Raw genomic sequence first — 24,728 nt, forward strand, 5'->3', positions numbered from 1 at the left:
AGCGAGGCGTGATCAGCGGGCCACGAGGCTCGCCACCGCCGGACGGGGCAGCTCGCGCACCGCCAGTACGTCCATCCGGGCCGGGGAACCGAGGGCCGAGCCGCAGCTCTCCTGGCGGGGCGGCAGCGAGGCGCCCCGGGCGACGCTGACGCGCCAGATGCGTCCGTCGGTGTGGGCGACGGTCACCTCCCAGCGCGGCGCCATGCCGTCCGTGTGGACGACCGTCAGCGTGTCGGCGGCCTCCTCGCCTGTCGCCGTACGCACCGCCAGCTCGGCCGCCTGGCCGGGGCGCTCCCAGGCAGAGCTCCCCCGGCACCCTTCGGTGACCACACGCCCTTCCCGTATGCCCTGGAGTATCTCCTTGACGGCATGGGCCTCCGCGCGCCCGTACGCGTAACCGAACGGCAGCACGAGCAGGGTGGGCGAGAAGCGGTGGCCTCCCAGGTGGGTGACTTCCCATGCGCCGTCCACTCCGGAGGCGGCGAGCTCGGCAGCGAGGGGGCGGCCCAGGAGAGCGCAGCAGCGGTCTCGCTTGCCGTTGGTGCAGACGAGGGCGAGGGGGTCGCCGGTGTGGGGGCGGCCGTCGAGAACTGTGTCGAAGGTGCCGGATGCACCTCCGCCCAGTGCGGCGAAGTCAAGTTTGAGCAGCTGTTCGGGGTCTGACGTTGTGGCACTGTGCAGCCATATGTTTCCAGGAGCGGTGTGGGCCGCGTACACCTTGCGCTCGGCAACCGTGTGGCAGTCGGCGTGCCGTCCCGGGCGGCGGATCAGCGCGATACGTACGCCGGTGCCCTCCGTGGCCTTCTCCAGAGCGCGGCCGAGGTCCGGATCCAGATGGCTCGAGGTCAGCGCTCTGGCACCCCAGGGGCCGGGCTGTTCCAGCAGCAGCCACGTCCTCGCGGTGGCGGCGGTCCCCGCGAGGGGCTCGTCCAGGTCCCGGGAGACCTTCGTGCACGTACTCACGGAGGTAAGCCTAACCTGAGTTGTATGAAGTGGCTTTCGGGGCTTGTGGGGTCAGAGTTCCGGGAGTGGCTGAGGTGGCCGTGGCCCTACGTAGTTCCCGCTCGGGCGCATGCGCATCGGGGTCTCCTTGTACTCCTCCAAGACGTGGGCGATCCAGCCCGCCGTGCGAGCCACGGCGAAGATCGTCTCGCCCGCGGACGCGTGCATGCCGGACGCCACCGTGAGGACGGCGAGGGTCAGGTCGACATTGGCATGCAGGGGGGCGTGGCGGGCGGTGGTGGCCACGATGTCGTGGGCCGCCGCCAGGGCGGGCTCGGCTCCGGGGACCTCCTTCAGGAGGGCGAACAGTGCACGCGCGCGTGGGTCCTCGCCTGGGTAGAGATAGTGGCCGAGCCCCGGGACGCGGCGTCCGGCGCGCAGTTCGTCCGCGACTACGGGGGCCGCCGTGCCCCGGTCCAGCACGTCGAGGATCAGCCGGTGCGCGAATCCGCTGGCCGCTCCATGCAGTGGGCCTTCCAGGGCGCCGAGGCCCGCGGACACGGCGGCGTACGGGTGCGCGCGGGCCGATGCGGCGACTCGGACCGCGAGGGTGGAAGCGGCCAGGTCGTGGTCCAGGAGGAGGGCAAGTGCCGTGTCCAGGGCGTGCAGTGAGGCGTCGTCGGCCTTTCGGCCGCTGAGTCGCGCCCACAGGCGGTGCGCCAGCGGGCCCCGGTCCCGATGGTCGCGCCGCAGGGGCGGCAGTGCGGCGACGAGCGTGGGGATGAGGGTGCGCGCCGTGCCGAGCACCGCCTCCTCGGAGAGGTCGAAGCGCAGCGGGTCCGCGGTCGCCGCAGCGATGGCTGCGACGCGGAGCCGGTCGGTCGGGCCGGTGTGCTCGGGCAGCGCGTCGACGGCCTGGCGGGCGACTGCGACGGGCGCCTCCGGGGCGGTGAAGGTGACGCCGGGGCGCAGCACGCCTGTCCACAGCCACTCGGCGACCTCTTCGTAGGAGTGGCGCGTGGCCAGTTCGGTCGCTTCGACGCCGCGGAAGTAGTAGCGGTCCTTGTCGATCAGGGTGATGCGGGTGCGTACGGAGAGCCTGCCGGCACTCGGCGAACTCTCGCTCGCCTCCCGCCTGTTGCGGCGCGCGAGCGCCTCCACCTCCTTGGCGTCGAAGGTGCTGCCCCGGCTGCCCGGTTCACGGCGGCTGCTGAGCTGACCGCGACTCACATACGCGTATACCGTCTCGGGCTTCACGCCGAGCAGTTCGGCGGTCTCCTTGGTGCTGATCCGTCGGCCTTGGTGGGCGGGAGCCGGTTCTTGATCCCTCATGACGTCACCGTATCTGTATGGAGCCGAACGGATATAGATTGATTCAATCAATATTGACAGAGGAAGAGTCAAGCATGGACAGTCAGATCAATTCCAGGGAGGAAACATGCCGATCAACCGTGCCGAGACCGCCTCTGTAGACGTACCGCGGGGACTCGCCGGCGTCGTCGTCACCGACACAGCACTGGGTGATGTCCGAGGGTTCGAGGGCTTCTACCACTATCGCCAGTACTCGGCCGTCGAGCTCGCGCAGACCCGCGGATTCGAGGACGTATGGCATCTGCTGGTCCATGGTGAACTGCCGGACGCGGCACAGCGTTCCGCCTTCTCGGCGCGGACCGCCTCACTGCGGCGGCTGCCCGACGAGGTGTCGGCCGCGCTGCCCGCCATCGCCGCGGCGACCGGGCGTTCCGGGCCGCTCGCCGGGATGCGAACCGCGTTGTCGCTGCTCGGTGCGGCGTGTGGGTTCCGGCCGGTGTACGACATCGACGCGGACCAGCGTCGTACGGACACGCTCGCCGCGGCGGCGGCCGTGCCGACGCTGCTGACGGCGCTCTACCGGCTGGACCGTGGCCTCGACCCGGTGGAGCCGAGGGACGATCTGCCTCACGCCGCCAACTACCTCTACATGTTGACGGGTTCGGAACCGGAGCCGGAGCGGGCCCGGGCGATCGAGCAGTACCTGATCTCAACCATTGACCATGGATTCAACTCATCGACATTCACGGCCCGGGTGATCACGTCGACGGGAGCGGATGTGGCGGCCTGCCTCGTGGGTGCGGTGGGAGCCCTCTCCGGGCCGCTGCACGGTGGCGCCCCGAGCCGGGCGCTGGACACCCTGGATGCGATCGGAACGCCCGACCGCATCGACTCCTGGGTCCGCGAACGAGTCCTCGCCGGCGACCGCATCATGGGCTTCGGCCATGCCGTCTACCGCACCGAGGATCCCCGCTCCCGTATGCTCCGCGGCATCGCCCAGCGGTTCGGCGGCCCTCTTGTCGACTTCGCGGTCGAGGTGGAGCGCCGAGTGGAGACGATCCTCGCCGAACTCAAGCCCGGCCGCGATCTCCACACCAACGTCGAGTTCTACGCAGGCGTCGTCATGGAGCTGTGCGGCCTTCCCCGCGCGATGTTCACCCCTACCTTCGCCACGGCCCGCGTCATCGGCTGGAGCGCCAACATCCTGGAACAGGCGCAGGACTCGAAGATCATCCGCCCGGTGGCACGGTATGTGGGGCCGGGGGCGCCGGTGGCGGTGCCGACGGTGGCTTGACGAACGAATGCCCGGCGCCATGACGGCGCCGGGCATTCCACATCGCAGGTCACCCAATGCCGTTGACGGCTTCGGTGACCGCGACTGCCTCAAGCGTCGGGAATATCGGCCTTTGCCCGTACCAGGGTCTCGCGCGTGATCACCACGATTCGTTCGTAGTCGGCGCGGGCTGCGTCGGCGGGTAGCTGTGAGTCGAGAGAAGTAGTTGCGTCTGTGCCGATGATGGCGAAATTTCCGTCGGCCAATTCGAAGATATCTGGGCAAGTTGCACCAGATGCGCTACCTCGCGCGCGCGGAGATACGCCGAGGCGACGGATGATCTGACTCACAGTTGTTTTCCCTTATTTCGGTCTCAAGGCGCAGGCCCTGCGCACTGTTGCTCCGCGGTGCGATTACATCCCTGTAGGGCTGAGCCTCGACAACCGAGCGGCGTGGAGGTGACTTCCTCGTGGTGGTCAACTCGCGCGGTCGCGCAGCAGTCAACCTCCTCACAGCAGCAGTATTGCTCGTTGTTGCCGCTTCGTTATCCTGTCGCCGACAGAATACCCACGCAAGAGTGGTGAAACGTGGGTGGAGTTTACATATCGCGCGGAGGTGGGCACCTGGGGTTATTGGTCGCCGGGCGGTTCTCCGACGACCCACCACTCATCGATGTCGGCTTCCTCCAGTTGGCGCAGCAGGTCGTCGACCATCAGTCCGAGTTCGGCCTCTTCCGAGTTCGCGATGCTCGCCCGCTGCTGCTGAGTGGCATGCCAATACTCGCGGACGATCGGGTTCTGGAAAATGCCCCGAACATGCCCGAAGAACTCATCACGGCTTATGTTGCCGATGCGGTAATAAAAGAGCAGATTCGTGTACAGGGCGTTGGCGAACAGGTACTGGCGGCGCTTCTTGGGAGATACGGGCACCTCGTAGAGGTCCAGCACCTCGGCCAATTCCGGGTCGTCTATGGCCTTGCTCAGCAGTTCCCAGTGCAGGCGTTGCTGGTTGGCGATGTTGGTGTGCTGCTGCGTGTGCGCGGTCTGCTCCAGATGCTCCAGGCGCAGACGCAGTGACTCGAGTGTGTGACGGTGTGCGGCCATGGTGGCGAGAACACCTGCCACCATGCCGATCCCTGCTGCTGCCGCGGCGGAGCTCAGCCCCCGTATCCCATGCTTCTGTGTGACCATGTCAACCCCCGAATCAGGCAACCGTCCGCCGGTCGTCGGGTGCGGGTCGACAGGGAACTGACCGGCGAGCGGGTGGGCGGCGCGCTTGCCGTCTTCCAGGGTGCCGAGCGGCTCTGATCGGCTGGGAGGCGGCGAAGAGGGCGCACAGGGGGAAGCGCGGGTCGCGTTTCCTGGCGCCATGTCCAACGTGTGCCCCCTGAACGCCGCTAACAATCGTTCACTTCGCGGGGTTTCCACCGGCTCGTATCCTGAGGCGGCATTCAATCCTCGTAATGAGAGCCGGTCCACGAGCCGGTGCACGCATCGGTGTGAGAGAGGTCGCGCGTTGAGTCCTGCGAGCCCCCAGCAGATCCCGGTCGTCGTCCTCGCGGGCTTCCTCGGCTCCGGCAAGACCACGCTGCTCAACCACCTCCTGCACAGCAGCGGAGGCAGCCGTATCGGGGCCGTCGTCAATGACTTCGGGGCGATCGAGATCGACGCGATGGCGGTTGCCGGGGCGCTTGGGGACTCGACCGTCTCCCTCGGGAACGGGTGCCTGTGCTGCGCGGTCGACGCCGGCGAACTCGACGTCTACCTGGAACGGCTCGCCCAGCCCTCCGCCGGTATCGACGTCATCGTCATCGAGGCGAGCGGCCTCGCCGAGCCGCAGGAGCTCGTGCGGATGCTTCTCGCCAGTGAGAACCCTCGCGTCGTCTACGGCGGGCTCGTGGAGGTCGTCGACGCCGCCGAGTTCGACGACACGCGGCAGAAACATCCCGAGGTCGACCGGCACCTCGGCCTCGCCGATCTCGTCGTCGTCAACAAGGCGGACCGGGCCGAGGACCCCGAGCGGGTACTTCGACTCGTCCGGACACTGACCGACCGCGCCGCAGTCGTCCCCGCCACGTACGGACGGATCGACCCGGAACTCCTCTTCGACTGCAAGCCGTCCACGGAGCGTATCGGGCAGCTGTCCTTCGACGACCTTCATGAGGACGACCACGAGCACGGTGATGAGCAGGGCCATGAAGACGGTCACGAGCATGGGCGCCATCACGCCGGACACCTGCACTCCGCCTACGAATCCCTTGCCTTCACCTCCGAAATGCCCCTCGGCCCACGCCGGTTGATGGACTTCCTCGACAGCAGGCCGGAGGGACTGTTCCGCATCAAGGGGTACGTCGATTTCGGCGCGGCCGACAGCCGCAACCGGTACGCCGTGCATGCTGTGGGCCGGTTCCTGCGGTTCTACCCGGAGCCGTGGGCGCCCGACGACGAGCGCCTCACCCAGCTCGTCCTCATCGGCTCCGGCATCGACGCCCTCGCTCTCGGCAAGGAGTTGGAGTCGTGCAGGGAGGACGCCCCGCACGCCGATGAGCACAGCATGTGGGGCGTCCTGCGCTACGTACAGGACCCCGACGTACAGGACCGTGACGTACAACAGGAGCCGGGCCCGGAGCCCATGGAACAGAGCCCCGAGGCCTGACTACACCGGTCCCGCCACCACCGACACCGTCTTCGCCAGTGAGACGCCCGAGCCGTCGCGGCGCGGGTCCATCTCCGGCAGGTCGGCCGGGGTGCCGTTCTTCTGCGCGGCCCGGGCCGGAGCGGGGCCGGCCCAGGCCAGGCTGAGGCAGTCCTCGCCCTTCAGGAACCGCTGGCAGCGCACACCGCCCGTGGCGCGGCCCTTGCGCGGGTACTGGTCGAAAGGCGTCAGCTTGGCGGTCGTCTGGACCGAGTCGTCGAGCGTGCCGCGTGAGCCCGCCACCGTGAAGACCACCGCGTCCGCGGCCGGGTCGACGGCCGTGAAGGAGATCACCCTGGCCCCTTCGGTGAGCTTGATGCCCGCCACGCCGCCCGCGGGCCGGCCCTGCGGGCGGACCTGGGAGGCCTGGTAGCGCAGCAGTTGGGCGTCATCGGTGATGAAGACGAGGTCCTCCTCGCCCGTGCGCAGCTCGGCCGCGCCGACGATCCGATCGCCCTCCTTGAGCGTGATGACCTCCAACTCCTCCTTGTTGGACGGGTAGTCGGGCACCACACGTTTGACGACACCCTGCTGCGTGCCGAGCGCCAGACCCGGCGACGACTCGTCCAGCGTCATCAGGCAGACCACCTCCTCGTCGCCCTCCAGGGTGAGGAACTCCGAAATCGGCGCGCCTCCGGAGAGGTTGGGCGCCGTGGCGGTCTCGGGCAGTTGCGGGAGATCGATGACATTGATCCGCAGCAGCCGTCCGGCCGAGGTGACCGCGCCCACCTCGCCCTGGGCCGTCGCAGGGACGGCCGAGACGATCAGATCGTGCTTGGCGCGCTTGCCGTCACTCTCCCCGAAGGGGTCACCGTTCGCCGTACGCGCGAGAAGTCCCGTCGACGACAGCAGTACCCGACACGGATCGTCGGCCACCTGCAGCGGTACGGCCGCCGCGGAGGCACCGGAGGACTCCAGCAGCACCGTACGCCGCGGGGTGCCGAACTTCTTGGCCACCGCGGCCAGTTCGCCCGACACCAGCTTGCGCAGCTCGGCGTCCGACTCCAGGATGCGGGTCAGCTCCTCGATCTCGCCGTTGAGCCGATCGCGCTCCGACTCCAGCTCGATGCGGTCGAACCTGGTGAGCCGGCGCAGCGGGGTGTCCAGGATGTACTGCGTCTGGACGTCGCTCAGCGAGAAGTGCTCGATCAGGCGCTCCTTGGCCTGCGCGGAGTTGTCGCTGGAGCGGATGAGGCGGATGACCTCGTCGATGTCCAGGAGGGCGACCAGCAGACCCTCGACCAGATGCAGCCGGTCTCGCTTCTTGCCGCGGCGGAACTCCGACCTCCGTCGCACCACCTCGAAGCGGTGGTCGAGGTAGACCTCCAGGAGCTCCTTGAGGCCCAGCGTGAGGGGCTGGCCGTCCACCAGCGCGACGTTGTTGATACCGAAGGACTCCTCCATGGGCGTCAGCTTGTAGAGCTGCTCCAGGACGGCCTCCGGCACGAAGCCGTTCTTGATCTCGATGACCAGGCGCAGGCCGTGCGAGCGGTCGGTGAGGTCCTTGACGTCGGCGATGCCCTGCAGCTTCTTGGCGCCGACCAGGTCCTTGATCTTGGCGATCACCTTCTCCGGGCCCACGGTGAAGGGCAGCTCCGTGACGACGAGGCCCTTCCTGCGTGCCGTCACGTTCTCCACCGACACCGTCGCGCGGATCTTGAAGCTGCCACGGCCCGATTCGTACGCGTCCCTGATCCCGGAGAGGCCGACGATCTTTCCGCCCGTGGGCAGGTCGGGGCCCGGGACGTGCCTCATCAGCGTCTCGAGATCGGCGCCCGGGTAGCGGATCAGGTGCCGGGCGGCGGCGATCACCTCGCCGAGGTTGTGCGGCGGCATGTTCGTGGCCATACCGACCGCGATGCCCGACGCGCCGTTCACCAGCAGGTTCGGATACGCGGCCGGGAGGACGCCCGGCTCCTGCTCCTGGCCGTCGTAGTTCGGCGCGAAGTCGACGGTGTTCTCGTCGATCGACTCCGTCATCAGGGAGGTCGCGTCGGCCATCCGGCACTCGGTGTACCGCATGGCGGCCGGCGGGTCGTCGTTGCCCAGCGAGCCGAAGTTGCCGTGGCCGTCGACCAGGGGCAGGCGCATCGAGAAGGGCTGGGCCAGGCGCACCAGGGCGTCGTAGATCGACGCGTCGCCGTGGGGGTGCAACTTACCCATGACCTCGCCGACGACGCGGGCGCACTTCACATAGCCGCGGTCGGGGCGCAGTCCCATCTCGTTCATCTGGTAGACGATGCGGCGGTGCACGGGCTTGAGACCGTCACGGGCGTCCGGCAGAGCCCTGGAATAGATCACCGAGTACGCGTACTCGAGGAAGGAGCCCTGCATCTCGTCGACGACGTCGATGTCGAGGATGCGCTCCTCGAAGTCGTCGGGCGGCGGGGTCTTCGTGCTGCGGCGGGCCATCGCTGCTGCGACTCCTTCACAGTGTCTGCCGGGGCATGAACGGGTTCTGACGAGCTCCATTGTGGACCGCCCCACTGACAACCCGGACCACGCCCCATCCACAGGGGTCCGGGCGGGCACCGGCCCGCTCGCTCTCGGCGTAGCCGTTCCGGGAACTTCGCCAGCTGTCGGCGCGCTTGCATACAGTGGCATGACTAGCAGGAATTCAGCAGTTTTCCGCGATCGAAGGGACGTACATGCCCATGGGTCACACGGCCACCGTCGAGGCCGGCTCCGGCGGGCTGACAGCGACCGAGCACCGCCTGGCCAACGGCCTGCGCGTGGTGCTCTCCGAAGATCATCTGACCCCGGTCGCGGCGGTGTGCCTCTGGTACGACGTCGGCTCGCGCCACGAGGTCGAGGGCCGTACCGGCCTTGCCCACCTCTTCGAGCACCTGATGTTCCAGGGCTCGGCCCAGGTGAAGGGCAACGGCCACTTCGAGCTGGTGCAGGGCGCGGGCGGTTCGCTCAACGGCACGACCAGTTTCGAGCGCACCAACTACTTCGAGACCATGCCCACGCACCAGCTGGAGCTCGCCCTCTGGCTGGAGGCGGACCGCATGGGCTCGCTGCTCGCGGCGCTCGACGACGAGTCGATGGAGAACCAGCGCGACGTCGTCAAGAACGAGCGCCGCCAGCGCTACGACAACGTCCCCTACGGCACCGCCTTCGAGAAGCTGACCGCCCTCGCGTACCCGGAGGGCCACCCCTACCACCACACCCCGATCGGGTCGATGGCCGACCTGGACGCGGCCACCCTGGAGGACGCGCGCGCGTTCTTCCGCACCTACTACGCGCCCAACAACGCCGTCCTGTCGATCGTCGGCGACATCGACCCGGAGTCGACGCTCGCCTGGGTCGAGAAGTACTTCGGCTCCATCCCGGGGCACGACGGCAAGCCCGCCCCGCGCGACGGCGCCCTGCCGGACACCATCGGCGAGCAGCTGCGCGAGGTCGTCGAGGAGGAGGTCCCGGCGCGCGCGCTGATGGCCGCCTACCGGCTCCCGGAGGACGGCACACGCGCGTGCGACGCGGCCGACCTCGCCCTGACCGTCCTCGGCGGCGGCGAGTCCTCCCGCCTCTACAACCGGCTCGTACGCCGGGACCGTACGGCTGTGGCGGCCGGTTTCGGTCTGCTGCGCCTGGCCGGAGCGCCCTCCCTGGGCTGGCTCGATGTGAAGACCTCCGGCGATGTCGAGGTCCCCGTCATCGAGGCGGCCGTCGACGAGGAGCTCGCCCGGTTCGCCGAGGAGGGCCCCACGGCCGAGGAAATGGAGCGCGCCCAGGCCCAGTTGGAGCGCGAGTGGCTGGACCGGCTCGGTACGGTCGCGGGCCGCGCCGACGAACTGTGCCGGTACGCCGTGCTGTTCGGCGACCCGCAGCTCGCCCTGACCGCCGTACAGCGCGTGCTCGACATCACGGCCGAGGAGGTCCAGGAGGCCGCCAAGTCCCGCCTGCGCCCCGACAACCGCGCGGTGCTCGTGTACGAGCCGATCACCACCGACGAGGAGACCACCACCGACGAGGAGAGCGCCCAGTGACCGAGGCCACCGTGACCATGGACTTCCACCCCCAGCCCCAGGCCGGCGAAGCCAGGCCCTGGGCCTTCCCGGCGCCCGAGCGCGGTGCGCTCGGCAACGGCCTGACGGTGCTGCGCTGCCACCGCCCCGGCCAGCAGGTCGTCGCCGTCGAACTCCTCCTGAACGCACCGCTGGAGGCCGAGCCGCAGAGCCTGGACGGTGTCGCCACGATCATGGCGCGCGCGTTCTCCGAAGGCACCGACAAGCACTCCGCCGAGGAGTTCGCCGCCGAACTGGAGCGCTGCGGGGCCACGCTGGACTCGCACGCCGACCACCCGGGCGTACGACTGAGCCTCGAAGTCCCGGTGTCGCGGCTTCCGAAGGCGCTCGGCCTGCTCGCCGACGCCCTCAGGGCGCCCGCCTTCGAGGACAACGAGGTCGAACGGCTGGTCCGCAACCGGCTCGACGAGATCCCGCACGAGACCGCCAACCCGGCCCGCCGCGCCGCCAAGGAGCTCTCCAAGGAGCTCTTCCCGGCGACCTCGCGCATGTCGCGCCCGCGCCAGGGCACCGAGGAGACGGTCGCGACCATCGACTCGGCGGCGGTACGCGCCTTCTACGAGAAGCACGTACGCCCCGCGACGGCCACCGCGGTCGTCGTCGGCGACCTCACGGGCGTCGACCTCGACGCGCTGCTCGGGGACACGCTCGGAGCCTGGACCGGCTCGCCGGCCGAGGCGCGTCCCGTGCCTCCGGTGACCGCCGACGACACCGGCCGCGTGGTCATCGTCGACCGCCCCGGAGCCGTCCAGACACAGCTGCTCATCGGCCGCGTCGGCGCCGACCGGCACGACCGTGTGTGGCCCGCCCAGGTGCTCGGCACGTACTGCCTCGGCGGCACTCTCACCTCCCGCCTGGACCGCGTCCTGCGCGAGGAAAAGGGTTACACCTACGGTGTGCGGGCGTTCGGCCAGGTGCTGCGCTCCGCTCCGGACGGCGCCGGCGCCGCGATGCTCGCCATCAGCGGCTCGGTGGACACGCCGAACACCGGCCCGGCGCTCGACGACCTCTGGAAGGTGCTGCGCACGCTCGCGGCCGAGGGCCTGACGGACGCCGAGCGCGACATCGCCGTACAGAACCTGGTGGGCGTGGCGCCGCTCAAGTACGAGACCGCGGCCGCCGTCGCCGGCACGCTCGCCGACCAGGTCGAGCAGTACCTGCCGGACGACTTCCAGGCGACGCTGTACCGCCAACTCGCCGCGACGGGCACCGTGGAGGCCACCGCGGCGGCCGTGAGCGCCTTCCCGGTGGACCGTCTGGTGACCGTCCTCGTCGGGGACGCCGCTCAGATCGAGGAGCCCGTCAAGGCCCTCGGAATCGGTGAAGTGAGCGTGGTCGCGGCCGAGTAGAGCCGCTGCACATCCCGGGGACCCTGAAGGCTGATGAGCCTTCAGGGTCCCTCTTTGTCCAAATTGATTGGATTGATTGGGAGTTGATATGGGGATTGTGTGTCTGCCCTGTGGCGTGCGCTACAAAAACCGTCATCCGTTTGTTGTTTGAGAGACGGCCCGCTTAGCGTCGGTCCGGCTGTTCGTCAGGCAGTGCGCCGCACCCGCGGCACCGGACAGTCATCGCCGAGTCCCCGTACGGCGCGAGCCAGGGGAGCCGGGGACCCATCGCAGTCCCTGGGGTGAATCGGGCGCCCTCCTGGAGGGAGCCCGTAGGAGACCTTCCTGCTCCGAACCCGTCAGCTAACCCGGTAGGCGAGAAGGAAGGAAAGGACCAGCCACTTCATGGCGTTCACCCGCGCCACCGGGAAGCACCGTCGCCCGAGCCGTACGAAGCGCACGTCCTCGAGGACCGTGGGCGTCGCGACGCTCGCCACCACCGGTGTCATCGGCACCCTGGCCGCCCCGGCGTTCGCCGACGAGTCCTCGGTCGAGCAGACAGGGCTGACCCAGGCCGTCACCATGGGCGACTCGGTCGCCGACCAGATCGACGCCCAGGCCCACGCTCAGCAGCAGGCCGCCGAAGAGGCCGCCGCCCGCAAGGCGGCCGAGGAGGCCGCGAAGAAGCGGGCCGCCGAGGAGAAGGCCCGGGCCGAGGCGAAGGCCAAGGCGGAGCGCGAGGCCAAGGAGCGCGCCGCCCGCGAGGCCGAGCGCAAGCGCCTGCTCAACTCCTTCGTCTCGCCGATCAGCGACTCGTACGTCTCCACCGGCTACAAGGCCGGCGGCTCCGTCTGGTCCTCCGGCAGCCACACCGGCATCGACTTCCACGCCGCCAGCGGCACCACCGTCCGCGCCGTGGGCGCCGGTACCGTCGTAGAGGCCGGCTTCGAGGGCTCGTACGGCAACCAGGTCGTCATCAAGATGAACGACGGCACGTACACCCAGTACGCCCACATGTCGTCCATCTCCGTCTCCGTCGGCCAGAGCGTCACCCCGGGCCAGCAGATAGGCCTCTCCGGGGCGACCGGCAACGTCACCGGAGCACACCTCCACTTCGAGGCGCGCACGTCCCAGGAGTACGGCTCGGACATGGACCCCCTCGCCTACCTCCGCTCGCACGGCGTGGACGTCTGACGACTCGGACTCACCGCACCGCTCCCGAAGGCCCCGGCTCACCGAGCCGGGGCCTTCGCGCATGCCGACGGGACGACTGCCTGTTCTGCGGCACTATGTGTCCAAAAAATAGCTGTGGATTCCGGCCCGCCATCGGAATTTCCGGCTCTCTGCAATAGAGTCACTGAACTGGCGTCAATCGACCGCGTTTCGCGGGGATTAAGGCGGAGGTCGGGTCATGCGTATTCCCGCGCACTCGGTATGCACGGCGATCCGTGACGACATCGTCGCGGGTGTCTACGAACGCGGCAGCCGGCTCACCGAGGAACTGCTCGCGCGTCGCTACGGCGTCTCGCGGGTCCCCGTGCGGGAGGCGCTGCGCACGCTGGAGGCGGAAGGTTTCGTCGTCACTCGCCGGCACGCGGGCGCCTGCGTCGCGGAACCCACCGAGCAGGAGGCCGCCGACCTGCTGGAGATGCGTATGCTCCTGGAGCCGCTGGGTGCCGCGCGTGCCGCGCAGAGGCGTACGGAGGCGCACCTCAAGGTGCTGCGAGGCCTGGTCAGGCTGGGGCAGGAGCGGTCCAGGAGGGGCCAGAGCGAGGATCTGCGCTCGCTGGGCGGCTGGTTCCACGAGACGCTCGCGCAGGCCTCCGGCAGCCCCGCGCTGACCTCGATGCTCACCCAGCTGCGGCACAAGATCGCCTGGATGTACTCGGTCGAGGCGCCTGCCAACCCCGCCGAGTCCTGGTCGGAGCACGGCGGCATCGTGGACGCCGTGGCGCGCGGCGACAGCGAGCGGGCCCGGGCGATCACGGCGCTGCATACCGAGCGGGCGACGGCCGCGCACCGGCTGCGCTTTCCCGAGCGGGGTGATCGCGTGGAGCGCGTGAGGACTTCGCAACATCCCGTAAACACGGCGAGCCTGCGGCATTAACAGTGGCGCCGTATACAAAGGGGGAGTAATTCGCGGGGGATTATTTTCGCTGCCCGCAACCTGGAATTGCAAAGGGCCCGCCCGGCATTCCGGGCGAGCCCTTTAGGTGCGTGTGCGGAAGGTGCCCTTCAAAGCGACGACTGCCGCAACCATCAATTGAGGAACCACGACGGCGCGCAACCACCTCCGCGAGAGCGGCGCCGGTTTAGGCGCAAAGGGGGCGCACTAAACAGTCTCGGGCAGCTCCTCCAAGCCCTCCGCGACCAGCTTGGCCAGGCGGTCGAGCGCGGCGTCCGCGCCCTCGGCGTCGGAGGCCAGGACGATCTCCTCGCCGCCCTTGGCGCCCAGGCCGAGCACCGCGAGCATGGAAGCGGCGTTGACGGGGTTGCCGTCCGCCTTGGCGATCGTCACGGGGACGCCGGCGGCCGTGGCCGCACGGACGAAGATGGAGGCGGGGCGGGCGTGGAGGCCCTCGGCCCAGCCGACGTTGACGCGGCGCTCAGCCATGTGATGCTGCCCTTCAGGTGTTCTCAGGTTGTCTAGACCACTATTCCATACCGTGAAGCGGCCCCGAGCGGGTGTGGAGCCCGGTTGAAGCCATGAGCCCGTGCGGGGGCCCGAGTCGGGTCCCCAGACTGCCTCGCGCCATTGTCGGACACGAGCCGTACTCTGGGGCCCATGCAGACCTCGTCGGACCGGCACGAGTATCCCGCCCACTGGGAGGCCGACGTCGTGCTGCGCGACGGCGGCACCGCGCGCATCCGGCCGATCACGACCGAGGACGCCGACCGCCTGGTCAGCTTCTACGAGCAGGTGTCCGACGAGTCGAAGTACTACCGCTTCTTCGCCCCGTACCCGCGCCTGTCCGCCAAGGATGTCCACCGCTTCACGCACCACGACTTTGTGGACCGGGTGGGACTCGCGGCCACGGTCGGCGGCGAGTTCATCGCCACCGTACGCTACGACCGCATCAACGCCGAGGGGCTGCCCGCCTCCGCTCCCGCCGACGAGGCCGAGGTCGCCTTCCTCGTGCAGGACGCCCACCAGGGCCGCGGCGTGGCCTCCGCGCTGCTGGAACACATCGCCGCGGTGGCCCGGGAGCGCGGCATCCGCCGGTTCGCCGCCGAGGTGCTGCCCGCCAACAACAAGATGATCAAGGTGTTCACGGACGCCGGCTACCAGCAGAAGCGCAGCTTCGAAGACGGCGTCGTACGCCTGGAGTTCGACCTGGAGCCCACCGACCGCTCACGCGCGGTGCAGTGGGCCCGGGAGCAGCGCGCCGAGGCGCGGTCCGTGGCGCGGCTCCTCGCACCCGGTTCGGTCGCCGTCATCGGGGCGGGCCGCGCGCCCGGGGGAGTGGGGCGCAGCGTCCTCGACAACCTCCGCGACGCCGGGTTCGGCGGACGTCTGTACGCGGTGAACAGAGCCCTTCAGGAGAAGGAACTCGGCGGGGTCCCGGCGTACCGCTCGATCCGCGACATCCCCGACCCTGTCGATCTCGCCGTGGTCGCCGTCCCGGCCGAGCACGTCCCCGAGGCCGTCGCCGACTGCGGTGAGCACGGCGTGCAGGGGCTCGTCGTGATCTCCGCGGGATACGCCGAGAGCGGCGCCGAAGGGCGGGAGCGCCAGCGTGAACTCGTGCGCCACGCGCGCGCGTACGGCATGCGCATCATCGGACCCAACGCCTTCGGAGTCATCAACACCGCACCGGATGTACGGCTCAACGCCTCACTCGCGCCCGAGATGCCGCGGGCCGGACGCATCGGTCTGTTCGCGCAGTCCGGTGCCATCGGGATCGCGCTGCTGTCCCGGTTGCAGCGGCGCGGTGGAGGCGTCACGGGCGTGACCGGGGTGTCGACGTTCATCTCCTCGGGCAACCGCGCGGACGTGTCCGGCAACGACGTGCTGCAGTACTGGTACGACGATCCCGACACCGATGTCGCGCTGATGTACCTCGAATCCATCGGCAATCCAAGGAAGTTCACGCGACTCGCGCGCCGGACCGCCGCGGCCAAGCCGCTCGTCGTCGTGCAGGGCGCACGGCACGGCGGGGCCGCGCCTCCGGGACATGCCGTACGGGCCACGCGGCTGCCGCACGCGACCGTCTCCGCGCTGCTGCGGCAGGCCGGGGTCATCCGGGTGGACACGATCACCGAACTCGTCGACGCGGGGCTCTTGCTGGCACGCCAGCCGCTCCCTGCCGGGCCTCGGGTGGCGATCCTCGGGAACTCCGAGTCGCTGGGGCTGCTCACGTACGACGCCTGCCTTGCCGAAGGGCTCCGGCCGTTGCCGCCACTGGATCTGACCACGGCCGCCTCTGCGGACGACTTCCATGCGGCTCTCTCGCATGCGCTGGCCGATGACGCCTGTGACGCCGTCGTGGTCACCGCGATACCGGCGGTCGGTGAGACATCGACGGCCGACGCCGCCCTCGCCGAGGCACTCCGCTCGGCCGCCGCGGCGTCCCCGGCAAAGCCGGTGCTCGTCGTCCACGTGGAACTCGGCGGGCTCGCCGAAGCGCTCTCCGCCGCCACCAGCACCGCGCCCCACACCGTCGAGCCCCAGATGCCCCCTCCCGCCGAACGCCCCGCGGCCCCGGCCCCCGCAGACGATTCCCGTCTCATCCCCGCCTACCCCGCGGCCGAGCGCGCCGTCCGCGCCCTCGCCGAAGCCGTCAGATACGGGCAGTGGCGCCGGGACGCCGCCGAGCCCGGCCGGGTGCCCGAGTTCGAGGACATCGACGAGAAGGGGGCCGCCGAGCAGATCGACGCTCTGCTGGCGAAGGGCGACCCAGCCGGGCTCACGCTCGGCCCCGGCGACACCTGCGCGCTGCTCGGCCGGTACGGCATCGACGTACGCCGTGCCCTGCCCGCGCCGACGCCCGACGAGGCCGCCCTGGCGGCGGAGCGCTCCGGCTACCCCGTGGCGCTGAAGGCCACGGCCCCGCACCTGCGGCACCGCGCCGACCTGGGCGGCGTACGGCTGGATCTGGCGGACGAGGAGCAACTGCGGCGGGCGTACGCCGAATTGACCGAGCTCTTCGGGAAGCCCGCCGAGCTGCGCCCAGTGGTACAGAGCATGGCGCCCCGCGGCGTCGACACCGTCGTCCGCGCGGTGATCGACCCGGCGGCCGGAGCGGTGCTCTCGTTCGGGCTCGCCGGGGCCGCCTCGGAGCTGCTCGGAGACACCGCGCACCGACTGATTCCGGTCACCGACCGGGAGGCGGCCTCCCTGGTCCGGTCGATCCGGACGGCGCCGCTCCTCTTCGGCTGGCGGGGCTCGGCACCGGCGGACACGGCAGTGCTGGAGGAACTGCTGTTGCGCCTGTCGCGCCTTGTGGACGACCACCCGGAGGTCGTCTCCGTCACCCTGGAGCCCGTGGTCGTCGCCCCGCGCGGGCTGACCGCGCTCGGTGCCTCCGTGCGGCTCGCGCCTCCGCCCGCCCGCGACGACCTCGGTCCGCGCACACTTCCTGTGTACTGAGCGGTGCCTCGCAGTCAGTGCGCCCCCGTAGGATGGGCGGCATGGCCAAGACCAGTACATCGACCCAGGGGCTGCGATCGGCGATCGAGCGCAGCGGCTACTACCCGGCCCTCGTGGCCGAGGCGGTGGAGGCCGCTGTCGGCGGCGAGGCCATCCGGTCGTTTCTGGTCCACCAGGAGACGACGTTCGACGCCAATGAGGTACGTCGGCACGTGACGGTGCTCGTCCTCACCGGCAACCGCTTCATCGTGAGCCACACCGACGAGCAGGCGGCGGACAGTACATCACCGACACCGTACGCGACGACATCCACCGAGTCCGTGAAGCTTGGCCGGATCTCGTCGGTCGTCCTCAGCCGGGTCGTGGCCAACCCGGAGAAGTACGTGCCCGGGACGCTGCCCCGCGAGGTCGTCCTCACCATCGGCTGGGGCGCGGTCTCCCGCCTCGACCTGGAGCCGGCCGCCTGCGGCGACCCCAACTGCGAGGCGGACCACGGCTATACGGGCAGCTCGACGGCCGACGACCTCAGCCTGCGCGTCAGCGAGGCCGGCGACGGCCCGGACGCCGTGCGGCAGACACTCGCCTTCGCCCAGTCGCTCTCCGAGGCGACCGCGGACGTCACCCGCTAATGGCGCAGCCTGTCTGGGACCATCCGGAACCGCTCACCGTCGAGTCCGCACCCGTGCCCGAGTACGGCTCCGGTTCGCTCGCCGATCTGCTGCCCACGCTCGCCGCGGGCATGGGCGTACCGAATCAGAACGCCACGCTCACGGACCTGGCCCCGGCCGACCGGAACTGCGTCTTCCTGATCGACGGCCTTGGCTGGGAGCAGCTGAAAGCGCACCCCGAAGAGGCCCCTTTCATGAGCTCCCTCCTGGGCAGCTCCCGCGGCGGCACCGGCCGCCCGATCACCGCCGCCTACCCCGCGACCACCGCCACCTCCCTCGCCACGGTCGGTACGGGCCTGCCGCCGGGCGTCCACGGCCTGCCCGGCTACACCGTGCGCAATCCGGAGACCGGCGAGCTGATGAACCAGCTCCGCTGGAACCCCTGGACACCACCGAACGTCTGGCAGCCGTACCCCACGGTCTTCCAACTGGCCGACGCGGCGGGCGTGCACACCGCACAGGTCTCCTCGCCGACCTTTCAGAACACGCCCCTGACGAAGGTCGCGCTGAGCGGCGGAACGTTCCACGGGCGCCTCTCCGGCGAGGACCGCATGGACCTTGCGGCCGAGCAACTGGCCGCCGGGGAACGTTCGTTGGTCTACACGTACTACTCCGAGGTGGACGGGAAGGGCCACCGCTTCGGCGTCGACTCGGACCCCTGGCGCGGACAACTCATGTACGTGGACCGCCTGGTCCAGCGGCTGGCCGAGCAACTGCCGCCCCGCACGGCCCTGTACATCACCGCCGACCACGGCATGATCGACATCCCCTTCGGCGAGCCGCACCGCATCGACTTCGACGAGGACTGGGAGCTGCGCGCCGGTGTCGCTCTGCTCGGCGGCGAGGGCCGCGCCCGGCATGTGTACGCCGTCCCGGGCGCCGCGTCGGACGTACTGACCTGCTGGCGCGAGGTGCTCGGCGAGCAGTTCTGGGTGGCGTCCCGGGACGAGGCGATCGCGGCGGGCTGGTTCGGGCCGCCCGACGGGATCGAGGAGCGGGTGTACGCCCGTATCGGCGACGTGGTCGCGGCGGCCCGCGACGACGTCCTGCTCATCGCCTCGCAGCGGGAGCCGAAGGAGTCGTCGATGCTCGGCAACCACGGTTCGATGACCCCCGCAGAGCAGCTGGTCCCGCTGCTCGAAGTACGCTCCTGATCGTCGGCCGCCTGAATCGCCCCTGAACCCCCTTCCGCCGAAAGGTGCTCAAGTCGCCATGCCCGAGCTGGTGTTCTTCTCCGGGACGATGGACTGCGGGAAGTCAACTTTGGCGCTGCAAATTGGCCACAACCGGTCGGCCAGAGGGCTCCAGGGTGTGATCTTCACGCGGGATGACCGCGCGGGGGAGGGGAAGCTGTCGTCTCGGCTGGGGTTGGTGACCGAGGCGGTGGAGGCGGGCCCGGGCAGGGATCTGTACGGCTATGTGGTGGAGCAGTTGTCGCGGGGCGGCAAGGTCGACTACGTGATCGTGGACGAGGCGCAGTTCCTCGCGCCGGAGCAGGTTGACCAGCTGGCCCGCATCGTCGACGACCTGAATCTGGACGTGTTCGCGTTCGGTATCACCACCGACTTCCGCACCCGGCTTTTCCCTGGCTCGCAGCGGCTGATTGAGCTAGCCGACCGGCTGGCGACGCTGCAGGTCGAGGCGATGTGCTGGTGCGGTGCCCGGGCAACGCACAATGCGCGGACTGTAGGCGGGCAGATGGTCATCGAGGGCGAGCAGGTCGTGGTCGGAGACGTGCACCGGCCGACGGAGGACGTGGGGTACGAGGTGCTGTGTCGGCGCCACCACCGTAGGCGGATGACCAGTGCCGCGGCTCGGGCAGCGGCTCTGTCCCCCGATGTGTTGCCGGTTGGGGCAGAGGTGGATGAAGGGGCTGCTTGAAGGGCTCGAACGGTAAGGGCACGTTGTTCATCTGAAGCGCCGGTGCGTTGGCCGCAGGTTCGAGTCCCCGGGCGGGGTCGATGTGCTGAGCGCAACGCTGTGGCCTGTGTCGGTTGACGGGTTGTTGCTGTTGGCGACGGTCGGGTTGCTGGCTGGGGTGCCCCGAGGTTTCCGGACAGGGACCCAATAGGGTTGTTCTGAACAGGAAACGAGGGAGAAGTGGCGCCACCCAGTAAGTACTCGCCGGAGTTTCGCGAGGAAGCAGTCCAGGTCGCGTTGCGGTCGAGCAAGATGGTTGTTCACTAGCATCGCCATGCTGATCACCGTCGTTTCACCGGCGTGTTCACCGTCGGCGTGGTCGACCGTCTGCTGGCCCCGCGCTCGATCGGCATGGTGGGCCCCAGGGCACGTCCTCGGGCGGGCCACGTGGTGGTCGTCGGCCTCGGACAGGTCGGGCTCCGGCTGTGCACCCGGTTGCAGGGGCTCGGCCTCGGTGTGATCGCGGTGGAACGCCACCCGGCGGCCCCCAACCTCCGGCTGGCGAAGGCGCTCGGCATCCCCGTGGTCATTGCCGACGCCAGGGCAGGTTCGTGCTGCGCAGGCTCGGTTTCGACGCGGCTCAGGCCATGGCCGCCGTCGTCTCCGACGACCTGGACAACATCGCGGTGGCCGTGGCCGCACGGGCCGTCGCCCCCGATCTGCGGGTCGTCGTCCGGGCGGGCGACCATGAGGCCATCGCCGAGACCCGGTCCCTGTTCGGCATCGGCATCGTCCACGGCCTCGCCGGCCTGAGCGCCGCCTGCACGACCGCGAGCCTGACCTGGCTACGGCCACGGGGAGTTCTCGCGCAGGGCCGGCGGCTGCTGGTGGAGCGGGCGAACGGGACGTTCTCCCCGTGGCCGCACGCGGCCCGGTGCGATCACCAGCAGGACAGGCTTCAAGGGACAGAACAGTCCTCATGGGACTCCACTGGAGTCCGAAGACCAGAATCAGAGGCTGGAGAAGGTACCTGAAGCGGTTGATGGCTCACCTGCGCGCCGCGATGTCCCGTGCCGCGATGTACCCGAACGCCATCGCGGGTCCGATCGTCGAGCCCGCGCCCGCGTAACTGCGGCCCATGACGGCGGCGCTGGCGTTTCCCGCCGCGTACAGCCCGGGGATCACCGAGCCGTCCGGGCTGAGCACCCGCGCCCGGGCGTCGGTGAGCAGACCGCCCTTGGTGCCGAGGTCGCCCGGAACGATCCGGAAGGCGTAGTAGGGGGCCGACCACAGCGGTGCCAGGCACGAGTTGGGGCGGACCGAGGGGTCCGTGTAGTAGTGGTCGTACGCGCTGTCGCCGCGCCCGAAGTCGCTGTCCTCGCCTTTCCTGGCAAGGGAGTTGAAGCGGTCGACGGTGGCGCGCAGAGCGGCCGCGGGTACGCCGATCGAGGCGGCCAGCGAGTCCAGTGTCCACGCCTTGTGGACGGCGCCCGACTCGTACCAGGCGTCGGGGAACACGAAGGTCGGCGCTACGTCCTTGAAGAGGTAGCGGTTGCGGTAGTTCTGGTCGACGATCAGCCAGGCGGGGATGTGCGGGGCGTTCGGGGTGTCGCGGTCGTACATGGTGTGGACGACATCGCTGTACGGCGCGGCCTCGTTGACGAAGCGCGCTCCGGCCGTGTTGACGAGGAGCCCGCCGGGCAGGGTGCGTTCGGCGAGGCAGAAGTACGGCTGGTCGGGGAGCGGGATCGCCGGACCCCACCACGCGTCGTCCATCAATTCCAGCGCCGCGCCTGCCCGTTCACCGGCCCGGATACCGTCGCCGGTGTTCTCCTTGGCGCCGACCGTCCACTGGGTGCCGATCGGCTGTTCCTGGTACCGCTCGCGCATGGCCGCGTTGTGCTCGAAGCCGCCCGAGCCGACGATGACGCCCCGGCGGGCGCGCAGCAGTCCGGGTGCGCCGTTCCTGGTGACGACCGCGCCGGTGACGGCGCCGTTCTCCCTGTGCAGATCGGTCAGCGGCGTGTTCAGCCACACGGGCACGCCGGCCGTGAGCAGCCCGGCGCGCAGCCCCGCCGCCAGCGACTGCCCCATGGTGAGTGGCTTCTGACCCAGCAGCGCCGCCTTCGTCCCCCGGGCCAGGCACTCGGTGGCCACGGCGAGCCCCTTCGCGCTGACCGCGGAAAGGACGAGCCACTTGTAGTCGGCGCTGAAGACGACCATGCCGGCCGGGACCGTCATGTACGACGGGTTCAGGCGGGCCAGCTCCGCACCCAGGATGTTCCCGTCGAGCTGGTCGGGCTCGATGGAACGGCCCTGCGTCAGCCCGCCGGGCAACTCCGGGTAGTAGTCGCTGTAGCCCTCCATCCACCTAAAGCGCAGCGGGCTGTTGGCCATGACGAAGGAGAGCATGGCGGGCCCATGGTCGAGGAAGGCCTTCTGCCGGTCGACCGGGACGTCGTCACCGACCACGGCCGCGAGGTAGGTGGCGGCCTTCGCCGGGGTGTCGGGCACCCCGGCGGCCAGGATGACGGAGTTGTTCGGGATCCAGATGCCCGCGCCGGAACGGGCCGCCGAGCCGCCGAAGGTGGCCGCCTTTTCCACGACGACGCACGTCAGGCCCTGCTTGGCGGCGGTGAGCGCGGCCGTCATACCGGCGGCTCCGGAGCCGATGACCACGACGTCGTACGTGCCGAGGAGGGGCAGGTCGGCGGCGTCGGCGTAAGAACCGCCGGGATACGGCAGCCCGCCGGCGAGGGCGAGGCCGGCGCCGGCGGCACCGATCACACGGCGGCGCGAAGGGACGGAGAGCGACGTACGTCTGACGGGATCAGCGTGGGTGGACATGGCAGGTCTCTCCAGTCTGGTCAGGGAAAGGGAGGCCGTGCTGTGCTGCCCGGGACACGAGGGGCCCCGGCGCCCCGTTTCTGATGCAGAGTCAGGAATGTGACGCGGGAACCGGGGTGAAGTCAAGGGGTACGCCACCCCGAGCGGCGTACGCCATGCGGAGCCCGGCGCTCCTCCCGTACGACCGCTTCACCCGTTGCCGTTCCCCGTGCTGGCATCAACTGATATGGCGTCATCTGTCATCATGTCTAGTTATCCGTACCGTTGCTGGGTCGGCGCTGCATCCGCCTGACGGGGATCGTCAGCGGGAGGGAGCGCTGTCCGGCCGCGGAATCCATAGCCGACGGGCATGCTGCGGGGCAACCCGGGGCCGGTGATGGGGCGGTGGTGTCCATAGCGCCGCAACGTCGGTCCGGGGCGGAGTGCGGCCCGGTCGTGGCGGGCGGGTGGTGGCTCGGGGCCGAGCACCGGCCCGAGCGGGCGTTGGCCGCAGGTTCGAGCCCTCAGGGCGGGTGGTGACGAGCAGTTCCAGACAGCAACAAGGCAACCGGCGGCCACCCCGCCACCAGCACCGGCTTCCACGCCAACGCAGGCGCGGCCGCCACATTCGCCGCCAGCGAGACCACAATGCCGACCGTCCTGGCCGACGAGACCGAGGCGAGAGTGCCGATGGCGCGTCAAGGCGGTCCGACGAGATGTGGCGAGACGGTGGCTTGAAGCGAAAGCAAGGCGAGACAGCGACAGGCCTCCGGGACAAGAGCGGGGCTATCCGAGACGAGACTGGGGCGGCGAGGCACGGGAACCGGCCCACCAAGGTCACCGACCCACTGGGCCGCGCCACGAGCACCGGCTACCTCGACCTGCGCGCCCGCCAGTACGACACCACCACGGGCCGCTTCACCCGCCCCGACCCGTTCACTCCCGACCCGGACACGCCGTATACCCAGCCCTACGCCTACGCGGAGAACATGCCGACCAGCCGCGTCGACCCGAGCGGCCTGTGCAGCATCACCACGCAGCTGAAGGACCTGTTCTCGGGCAACTGGGGCTGGAACACCGAGTGCGACAAGGAGGACCGCGAAACCGCGACAAAGCCGTCCGCGGTCCAGTCAGCCAAGAACCTCTCCGACAAGGTCACCAGAGGGGCAGTCGAGGTGACCGCCCAGACCAGCCTGGGCTTCCTCGACGGCTTGACCCTCGGCGGGTTCAGCTACCTCAGCGGCGCCCAGATCACCTGCCCTCCGGCCTACAACTCCGGCCTGTACGGAAGCATGGTGCCCTTTCCCGTCGCGGGAGGAAGGCATCTTGCCCTCGAAGGAGCCGAGTACGCCACTGCTTCCGTGTGGACGAGGATCGCGGCGACTCAGCCTGCTTACGCCAGCACGATGCTGCCCAGGTCGTTCAATCTCTTCACTACGAGCGGTCGCCAGATCTGGGTCCACCCCAACGCGACGAAGCACATCGCCGAAGAGATCATGCACAACAGTTTCTCGCGCAATCTGAAGACCGAAGAGCTGCTGGTCGGCCTTGTCAGAGCGGTCGACGACGCGACCATGCACGGCGTCCAGTACGGTCGGAGGGTCCTGAGCCAGGGCTGGGAGCTGATCATCGCTCCAGGCAGGACGGCAGGGGCGAATCCGGTGTTGAAACATGCGCGAAGGCTCGGGTGAGCAGGTGCCGTTCAGAATTCTGGGCGTGAACCCAGAAGGGGAATACTTCGTCGAGGTCGACGAGTACATTCCCCTGACCGTTCAATGGTCGGGTTACTCGCGCCTGCGGGAAGCGCCGCGATCCGTCGTGTTGGACGCCGGGGGGTCCTTGGTGGAAGTCAAGACGGACCGGGACAGCGGTGAAGTGGTGGAACTCGTTCTGGTCGACATAGGTCGGCCGGAAAGCTCTGACGCCTCGCTGAGTGCTCCTGCGGTCGTCGACTCAGGTGTCCCGCTCGTGTCGTTCGACGAATCTCCCCAGGACCGTTCTGGGGGCGGGGTTTGCCTGTTCGCGGACGGTCTCCGGATTCATCTCGGAGAAGGGCCTGCGGCAAGGGGAGTCGGTGACTGGGAAGCGGTGTTCGGGTTCTCGGATCCGGGACACTTGGTCGAGTTCGACCTGAGGCTTGATCCTGACCGAATGGCTCGGCTGCGGGCGCTGGGTCGCCCCGGGGATTGAGGTGACAGAGCGGGG

20 protein-coding genes, 1 pseudogene and 1 riboswitch are annotated in these 24,728 nt (G+C 69.5%); of the genes and pseudogenes, 14 read left to right on the forward strand and 7 right to left on the reverse strand.

Annotated elements, in window-relative coordinates:
• Positions 1-12: 12 nt before the first annotated feature.
• The gene (locus ACYVO6_RS23875; protein WP_461064308.1) at positions 13-963 is read right to left on the reverse strand and encodes a sucrase ferredoxin; all 951 of its coding nucleotides are present in this window, start codon (positions 961-963) and stop codon (positions 13-15) included.
• 51 nt (positions 964-1,014) lie between these two features.
• Positions 1,015-2,274 carry a citrate/2-methylcitrate synthase gene (locus ACYVO6_RS23880; protein ID WP_461064310.1) on the reverse strand — a complete coding sequence of 420 codons (1,260 nt, stop codon included), beginning with the start codon at positions 2,272-2,274 and terminating at the stop codon, positions 1,015-1,017.
• 106 nt (positions 2,275-2,380) lie between these two features.
• Between ACYVO6_RS23880 and ACYVO6_RS23885 the strand changes: the two genes are divergently transcribed.
• Positions 2,381-3,547, forward strand: coding sequence for a citrate synthase (locus ACYVO6_RS23885; RefSeq protein ID WP_461064312.1), 1,167 nt, complete (start codon positions 2,381-2,383; stop codon positions 3,545-3,547).
• 89 nt (positions 3,548-3,636) lie between these two features.
• Here the strand turns inward: ACYVO6_RS23885 and ACYVO6_RS23890 are convergent, their stop codons facing one another.
• A complete protein-coding gene (locus tag ACYVO6_RS23890) occupies positions 3,637-3,876 on the reverse strand; it encodes a hypothetical protein (RefSeq protein ID WP_328768194.1) in 240 nt (79 codons plus the stop codon).
• 279 nt (positions 3,877-4,155) lie between these two features.
• Positions 4,156-4,716: a DUF6082 family protein gene (locus ACYVO6_RS23895; RefSeq protein WP_461064314.1), complete on the reverse strand. Its 561-nt coding sequence runs from the start codon at positions 4,714-4,716 to the stop codon at positions 4,156-4,158.
• Between the two features lie 325 nt (positions 4,717-5,041).
• Here ACYVO6_RS23895 and ACYVO6_RS23900 point away from each other — a divergent pair, with 325 nt between their 5' ends.
• The gene (locus tag ACYVO6_RS23900; RefSeq protein WP_461064316.1) at positions 5,042-6,181 is read left to right on the forward strand and encodes a CobW family GTP-binding protein; all 1,140 of its coding nucleotides are present in this window, start codon (positions 5,042-5,044) and stop codon (positions 6,179-6,181) included.
• Here the strand turns inward: ACYVO6_RS23900 and ACYVO6_RS23905 are convergent, their stop codons facing one another.
• On the reverse strand, positions 6,182-8,632 hold the full coding sequence (locus ACYVO6_RS23905; RefSeq protein ID WP_461064318.1) for a DNA gyrase/topoisomerase IV subunit A: 2,451 nt from the start codon (positions 8,630-8,632) through the stop codon (positions 6,182-6,184). It lies immediately after the preceding gene.
• A gap of 242 nt (positions 8,633-8,874) precedes the next feature.
• Between ACYVO6_RS23905 and ACYVO6_RS23910 the strand changes: the two genes are divergently transcribed.
• From ACYVO6_RS23910 to ACYVO6_RS23925, 4 genes are all read left to right on the forward strand, one after another.
• Positions 8,875-10,212 (forward strand): M16 family metallopeptidase, encoded by a 1,338-nt coding sequence (locus ACYVO6_RS23910; RefSeq protein ID WP_461064862.1) that lies wholly within the window; start codon positions 8,875-8,877, stop codon positions 10,210-10,212.
• Positions 10,209-11,600: a M16 family metallopeptidase gene (locus ACYVO6_RS23915; protein ID WP_461064320.1), complete on the forward strand. Its 1,392-nt coding sequence runs from the start codon at positions 10,209-10,211 to the stop codon at positions 11,598-11,600. The genes ACYVO6_RS23910 and ACYVO6_RS23915 overlap by 4 nt, the downstream gene beginning before the upstream one ends.
• A gap of 213 nt (positions 11,601-11,813) precedes the next feature.
• Positions 11,814-11,971: riboswitch (cyclic di-AMP (ydaO/yuaA leader) on the forward strand.
• Positions 11,972-11,984: 13 nt separating this feature from the next.
• A complete protein-coding gene (locus ACYVO6_RS23920; protein ID WP_461064322.1) occupies positions 11,985-12,773 on the forward strand; it encodes a M23 family metallopeptidase in 789 nt (262 codons plus the stop codon).
• 217 nt (positions 12,774-12,990) lie between these two features.
• Positions 12,991-13,686, forward strand: coding sequence for a GntR family transcriptional regulator (locus ACYVO6_RS23925; protein ID WP_352377475.1), 696 nt, complete (start codon positions 12,991-12,993; stop codon positions 13,684-13,686).
• A gap of 225 nt (positions 13,687-13,911) precedes the next feature.
• Here ACYVO6_RS23925 and ACYVO6_RS23930 read toward each other — a convergent pair whose 3' ends face one another.
• Entirely contained in the window at positions 13,912-14,193 is a 282-nt protein-coding gene (locus ACYVO6_RS23930; RefSeq protein WP_189324765.1) for an HPr family phosphocarrier protein, read from the reverse strand.
• Between the two features lie 171 nt (positions 14,194-14,364).
• Here ACYVO6_RS23930 and ACYVO6_RS23935 point away from each other — a divergent pair, with 171 nt between their 5' ends.
• The 6 genes and pseudogenes from ACYVO6_RS23935 to ACYVO6_RS23960 all read left to right on the forward strand — a co-directional run bounded on the left by ACYVO6_RS23935 (position 14,365) and on the right by ACYVO6_RS23960 (position 20,731).
• A complete protein-coding gene (locus tag ACYVO6_RS23935; protein WP_461064325.1) occupies positions 14,365-17,169 on the forward strand; it encodes a bifunctional acetate--CoA ligase family protein/GNAT family N-acetyltransferase in 2,805 nt (934 codons plus the stop codon).
• Positions 17,170-17,210: 41 nt separating this feature from the next.
• Entirely contained in the window at positions 17,211-17,798 is a 588-nt protein-coding gene (locus ACYVO6_RS23940; RefSeq protein ID WP_461064327.1) for a DUF5998 family protein, read from the forward strand.
• Positions 17,798-18,991 (forward strand): alkaline phosphatase family protein, encoded by a 1,194-nt coding sequence (locus tag ACYVO6_RS23945; protein ID WP_461064329.1) that lies wholly within the window; start codon positions 17,798-17,800, stop codon positions 18,989-18,991. Before ACYVO6_RS23940 ends, ACYVO6_RS23945 begins: the two co-directional genes overlap by 1 nt.
• Before the next feature lie 58 nt (positions 18,992-19,049).
• Positions 19,050-19,718: a thymidine kinase gene (locus tag ACYVO6_RS23950; RefSeq protein ID WP_461064331.1), complete on the forward strand. Its 669-nt coding sequence runs from the start codon at positions 19,050-19,052 to the stop codon at positions 19,716-19,718.
• Positions 19,719-20,108: 390 nt separating this feature from the next.
• Positions 20,109-20,240, forward strand: a pseudogene (locus ACYVO6_RS23955) (hypothetical protein); the annotation flags it as partial.
• 68 nt (positions 20,241-20,308) lie between these two features.
• Positions 20,309-20,731 carry an NAD-binding protein gene (locus ACYVO6_RS23960; protein WP_461064333.1) on the forward strand — a complete coding sequence of 141 codons (423 nt, stop codon included), beginning with the start codon at positions 20,309-20,311 and terminating at the stop codon, positions 20,729-20,731.
• 13 nt (positions 20,732-20,744) lie between these two features.
• Here the strand turns inward: ACYVO6_RS23960 and kstD are convergent, their stop codons facing one another.
• A complete protein-coding gene (kstD, locus tag ACYVO6_RS23965; RefSeq protein ID WP_461064335.1) occupies positions 20,745-22,544 on the reverse strand; it encodes a 3-oxosteroid 1-dehydrogenase in 1,800 nt (599 codons plus the stop codon).
• 713 nt (positions 22,545-23,257) lie between these two features.
• On the opposite strand from kstD, the gene ACYVO6_RS23970 reads away from it, so the two are divergent.
• Both ACYVO6_RS23970 and ACYVO6_RS23975 read left to right on the forward strand, forming a co-directional pair.
• Positions 23,258-24,214 (forward strand): RHS repeat-associated core domain-containing protein, encoded by a 957-nt coding sequence (locus ACYVO6_RS23970; protein WP_461064337.1) that lies wholly within the window; start codon positions 23,258-23,260, stop codon positions 24,212-24,214.
• A complete protein-coding gene (locus ACYVO6_RS23975) occupies positions 24,195-24,713 on the forward strand; it encodes a hypothetical protein (protein WP_461064339.1) in 519 nt (172 codons plus the stop codon). Before ACYVO6_RS23970 ends, ACYVO6_RS23975 begins: the two co-directional genes overlap by 20 nt.
• Positions 24,714-24,728: the final 15 nt, after the last annotated feature.

The organism is Streptomyces pseudoechinosporeus (genome assembly GCF_054783935.1).

Bases quoted from the DNA above. Each gene is read 5' to 3' on its own strand.
- ACYVO6_RS23895 (WP_461064314.1), bottom strand. From the start codon at position 4,716: ATGGTCACACAGAAGCATGGGATACGGGGGCTGAGCTCCGCCGCGGCA.
- ACYVO6_RS23930 (WP_189324765.1), bottom strand. From the start codon at position 14,193: ATGGCTGAGCGCCGCGTCAACGTCGGCTGGGCCGAGGGCCTCCACGCC.
- ACYVO6_RS23905 (WP_461064318.1), bottom strand. From the start codon at position 8,632: ATGGCCCGCCGCAGCACGAAGACCCCGCCGCCCGACGACTTCGAGGAG.
- ACYVO6_RS23945 (WP_461064329.1), top strand. From the start codon at position 17,798: ATGGCGCAGCCTGTCTGGGACCATCCGGAACCGCTCACCGTCGAGTCC.
- ACYVO6_RS23885 (WP_461064312.1), top strand. From the start codon at position 2,381: ATGCCGATCAACCGTGCCGAGACCGCCTCTGTAGACGTACCGCGGGGA.
- ACYVO6_RS23940 (WP_461064327.1), top strand. From the start codon at position 17,211: ATGGCCAAGACCAGTACATCGACCCAGGGGCTGCGATCGGCGATCGAG.
- ACYVO6_RS23925 (WP_352377475.1), top strand. From the start codon at position 12,991: ATGCGTATTCCCGCGCACTCGGTATGCACGGCGATCCGTGACGACATC.
- ACYVO6_RS23920 (WP_461064322.1), top strand. From the start codon at position 11,985: ATGGCGTTCACCCGCGCCACCGGGAAGCACCGTCGCCCGAGCCGTACG.
- ACYVO6_RS23910 (WP_461064862.1), top strand. From the start codon at position 8,875: ATGGGTCACACGGCCACCGTCGAGGCCGGCTCCGGCGGGCTGACAGCG.
- ACYVO6_RS23975 (WP_461064339.1), top strand. From the start codon at position 24,195: ATGCGCGAAGGCTCGGGTGAGCAGGTGCCGTTCAGAATTCTGGGCGTG.
- ACYVO6_RS23950 (WP_461064331.1), top strand. From the start codon at position 19,050: ATGCCCGAGCTGGTGTTCTTCTCCGGGACGATGGACTGCGGGAAGTCA.
- ACYVO6_RS23935 (WP_461064325.1), top strand. From the start codon at position 14,365: ATGCAGACCTCGTCGGACCGGCACGAGTATCCCGCCCACTGGGAGGCC.
- ACYVO6_RS23880 (WP_461064310.1), bottom strand. From the start codon at position 2,274: ATGAGGGATCAAGAACCGGCTCCCGCCCACCAAGGCCGACGGATCAGC.
- kstD (WP_461064335.1), bottom strand. From the start codon at position 22,544: ATGTCCACCCACGCTGATCCCGTCAGACGTACGTCGCTCTCCGTCCCT.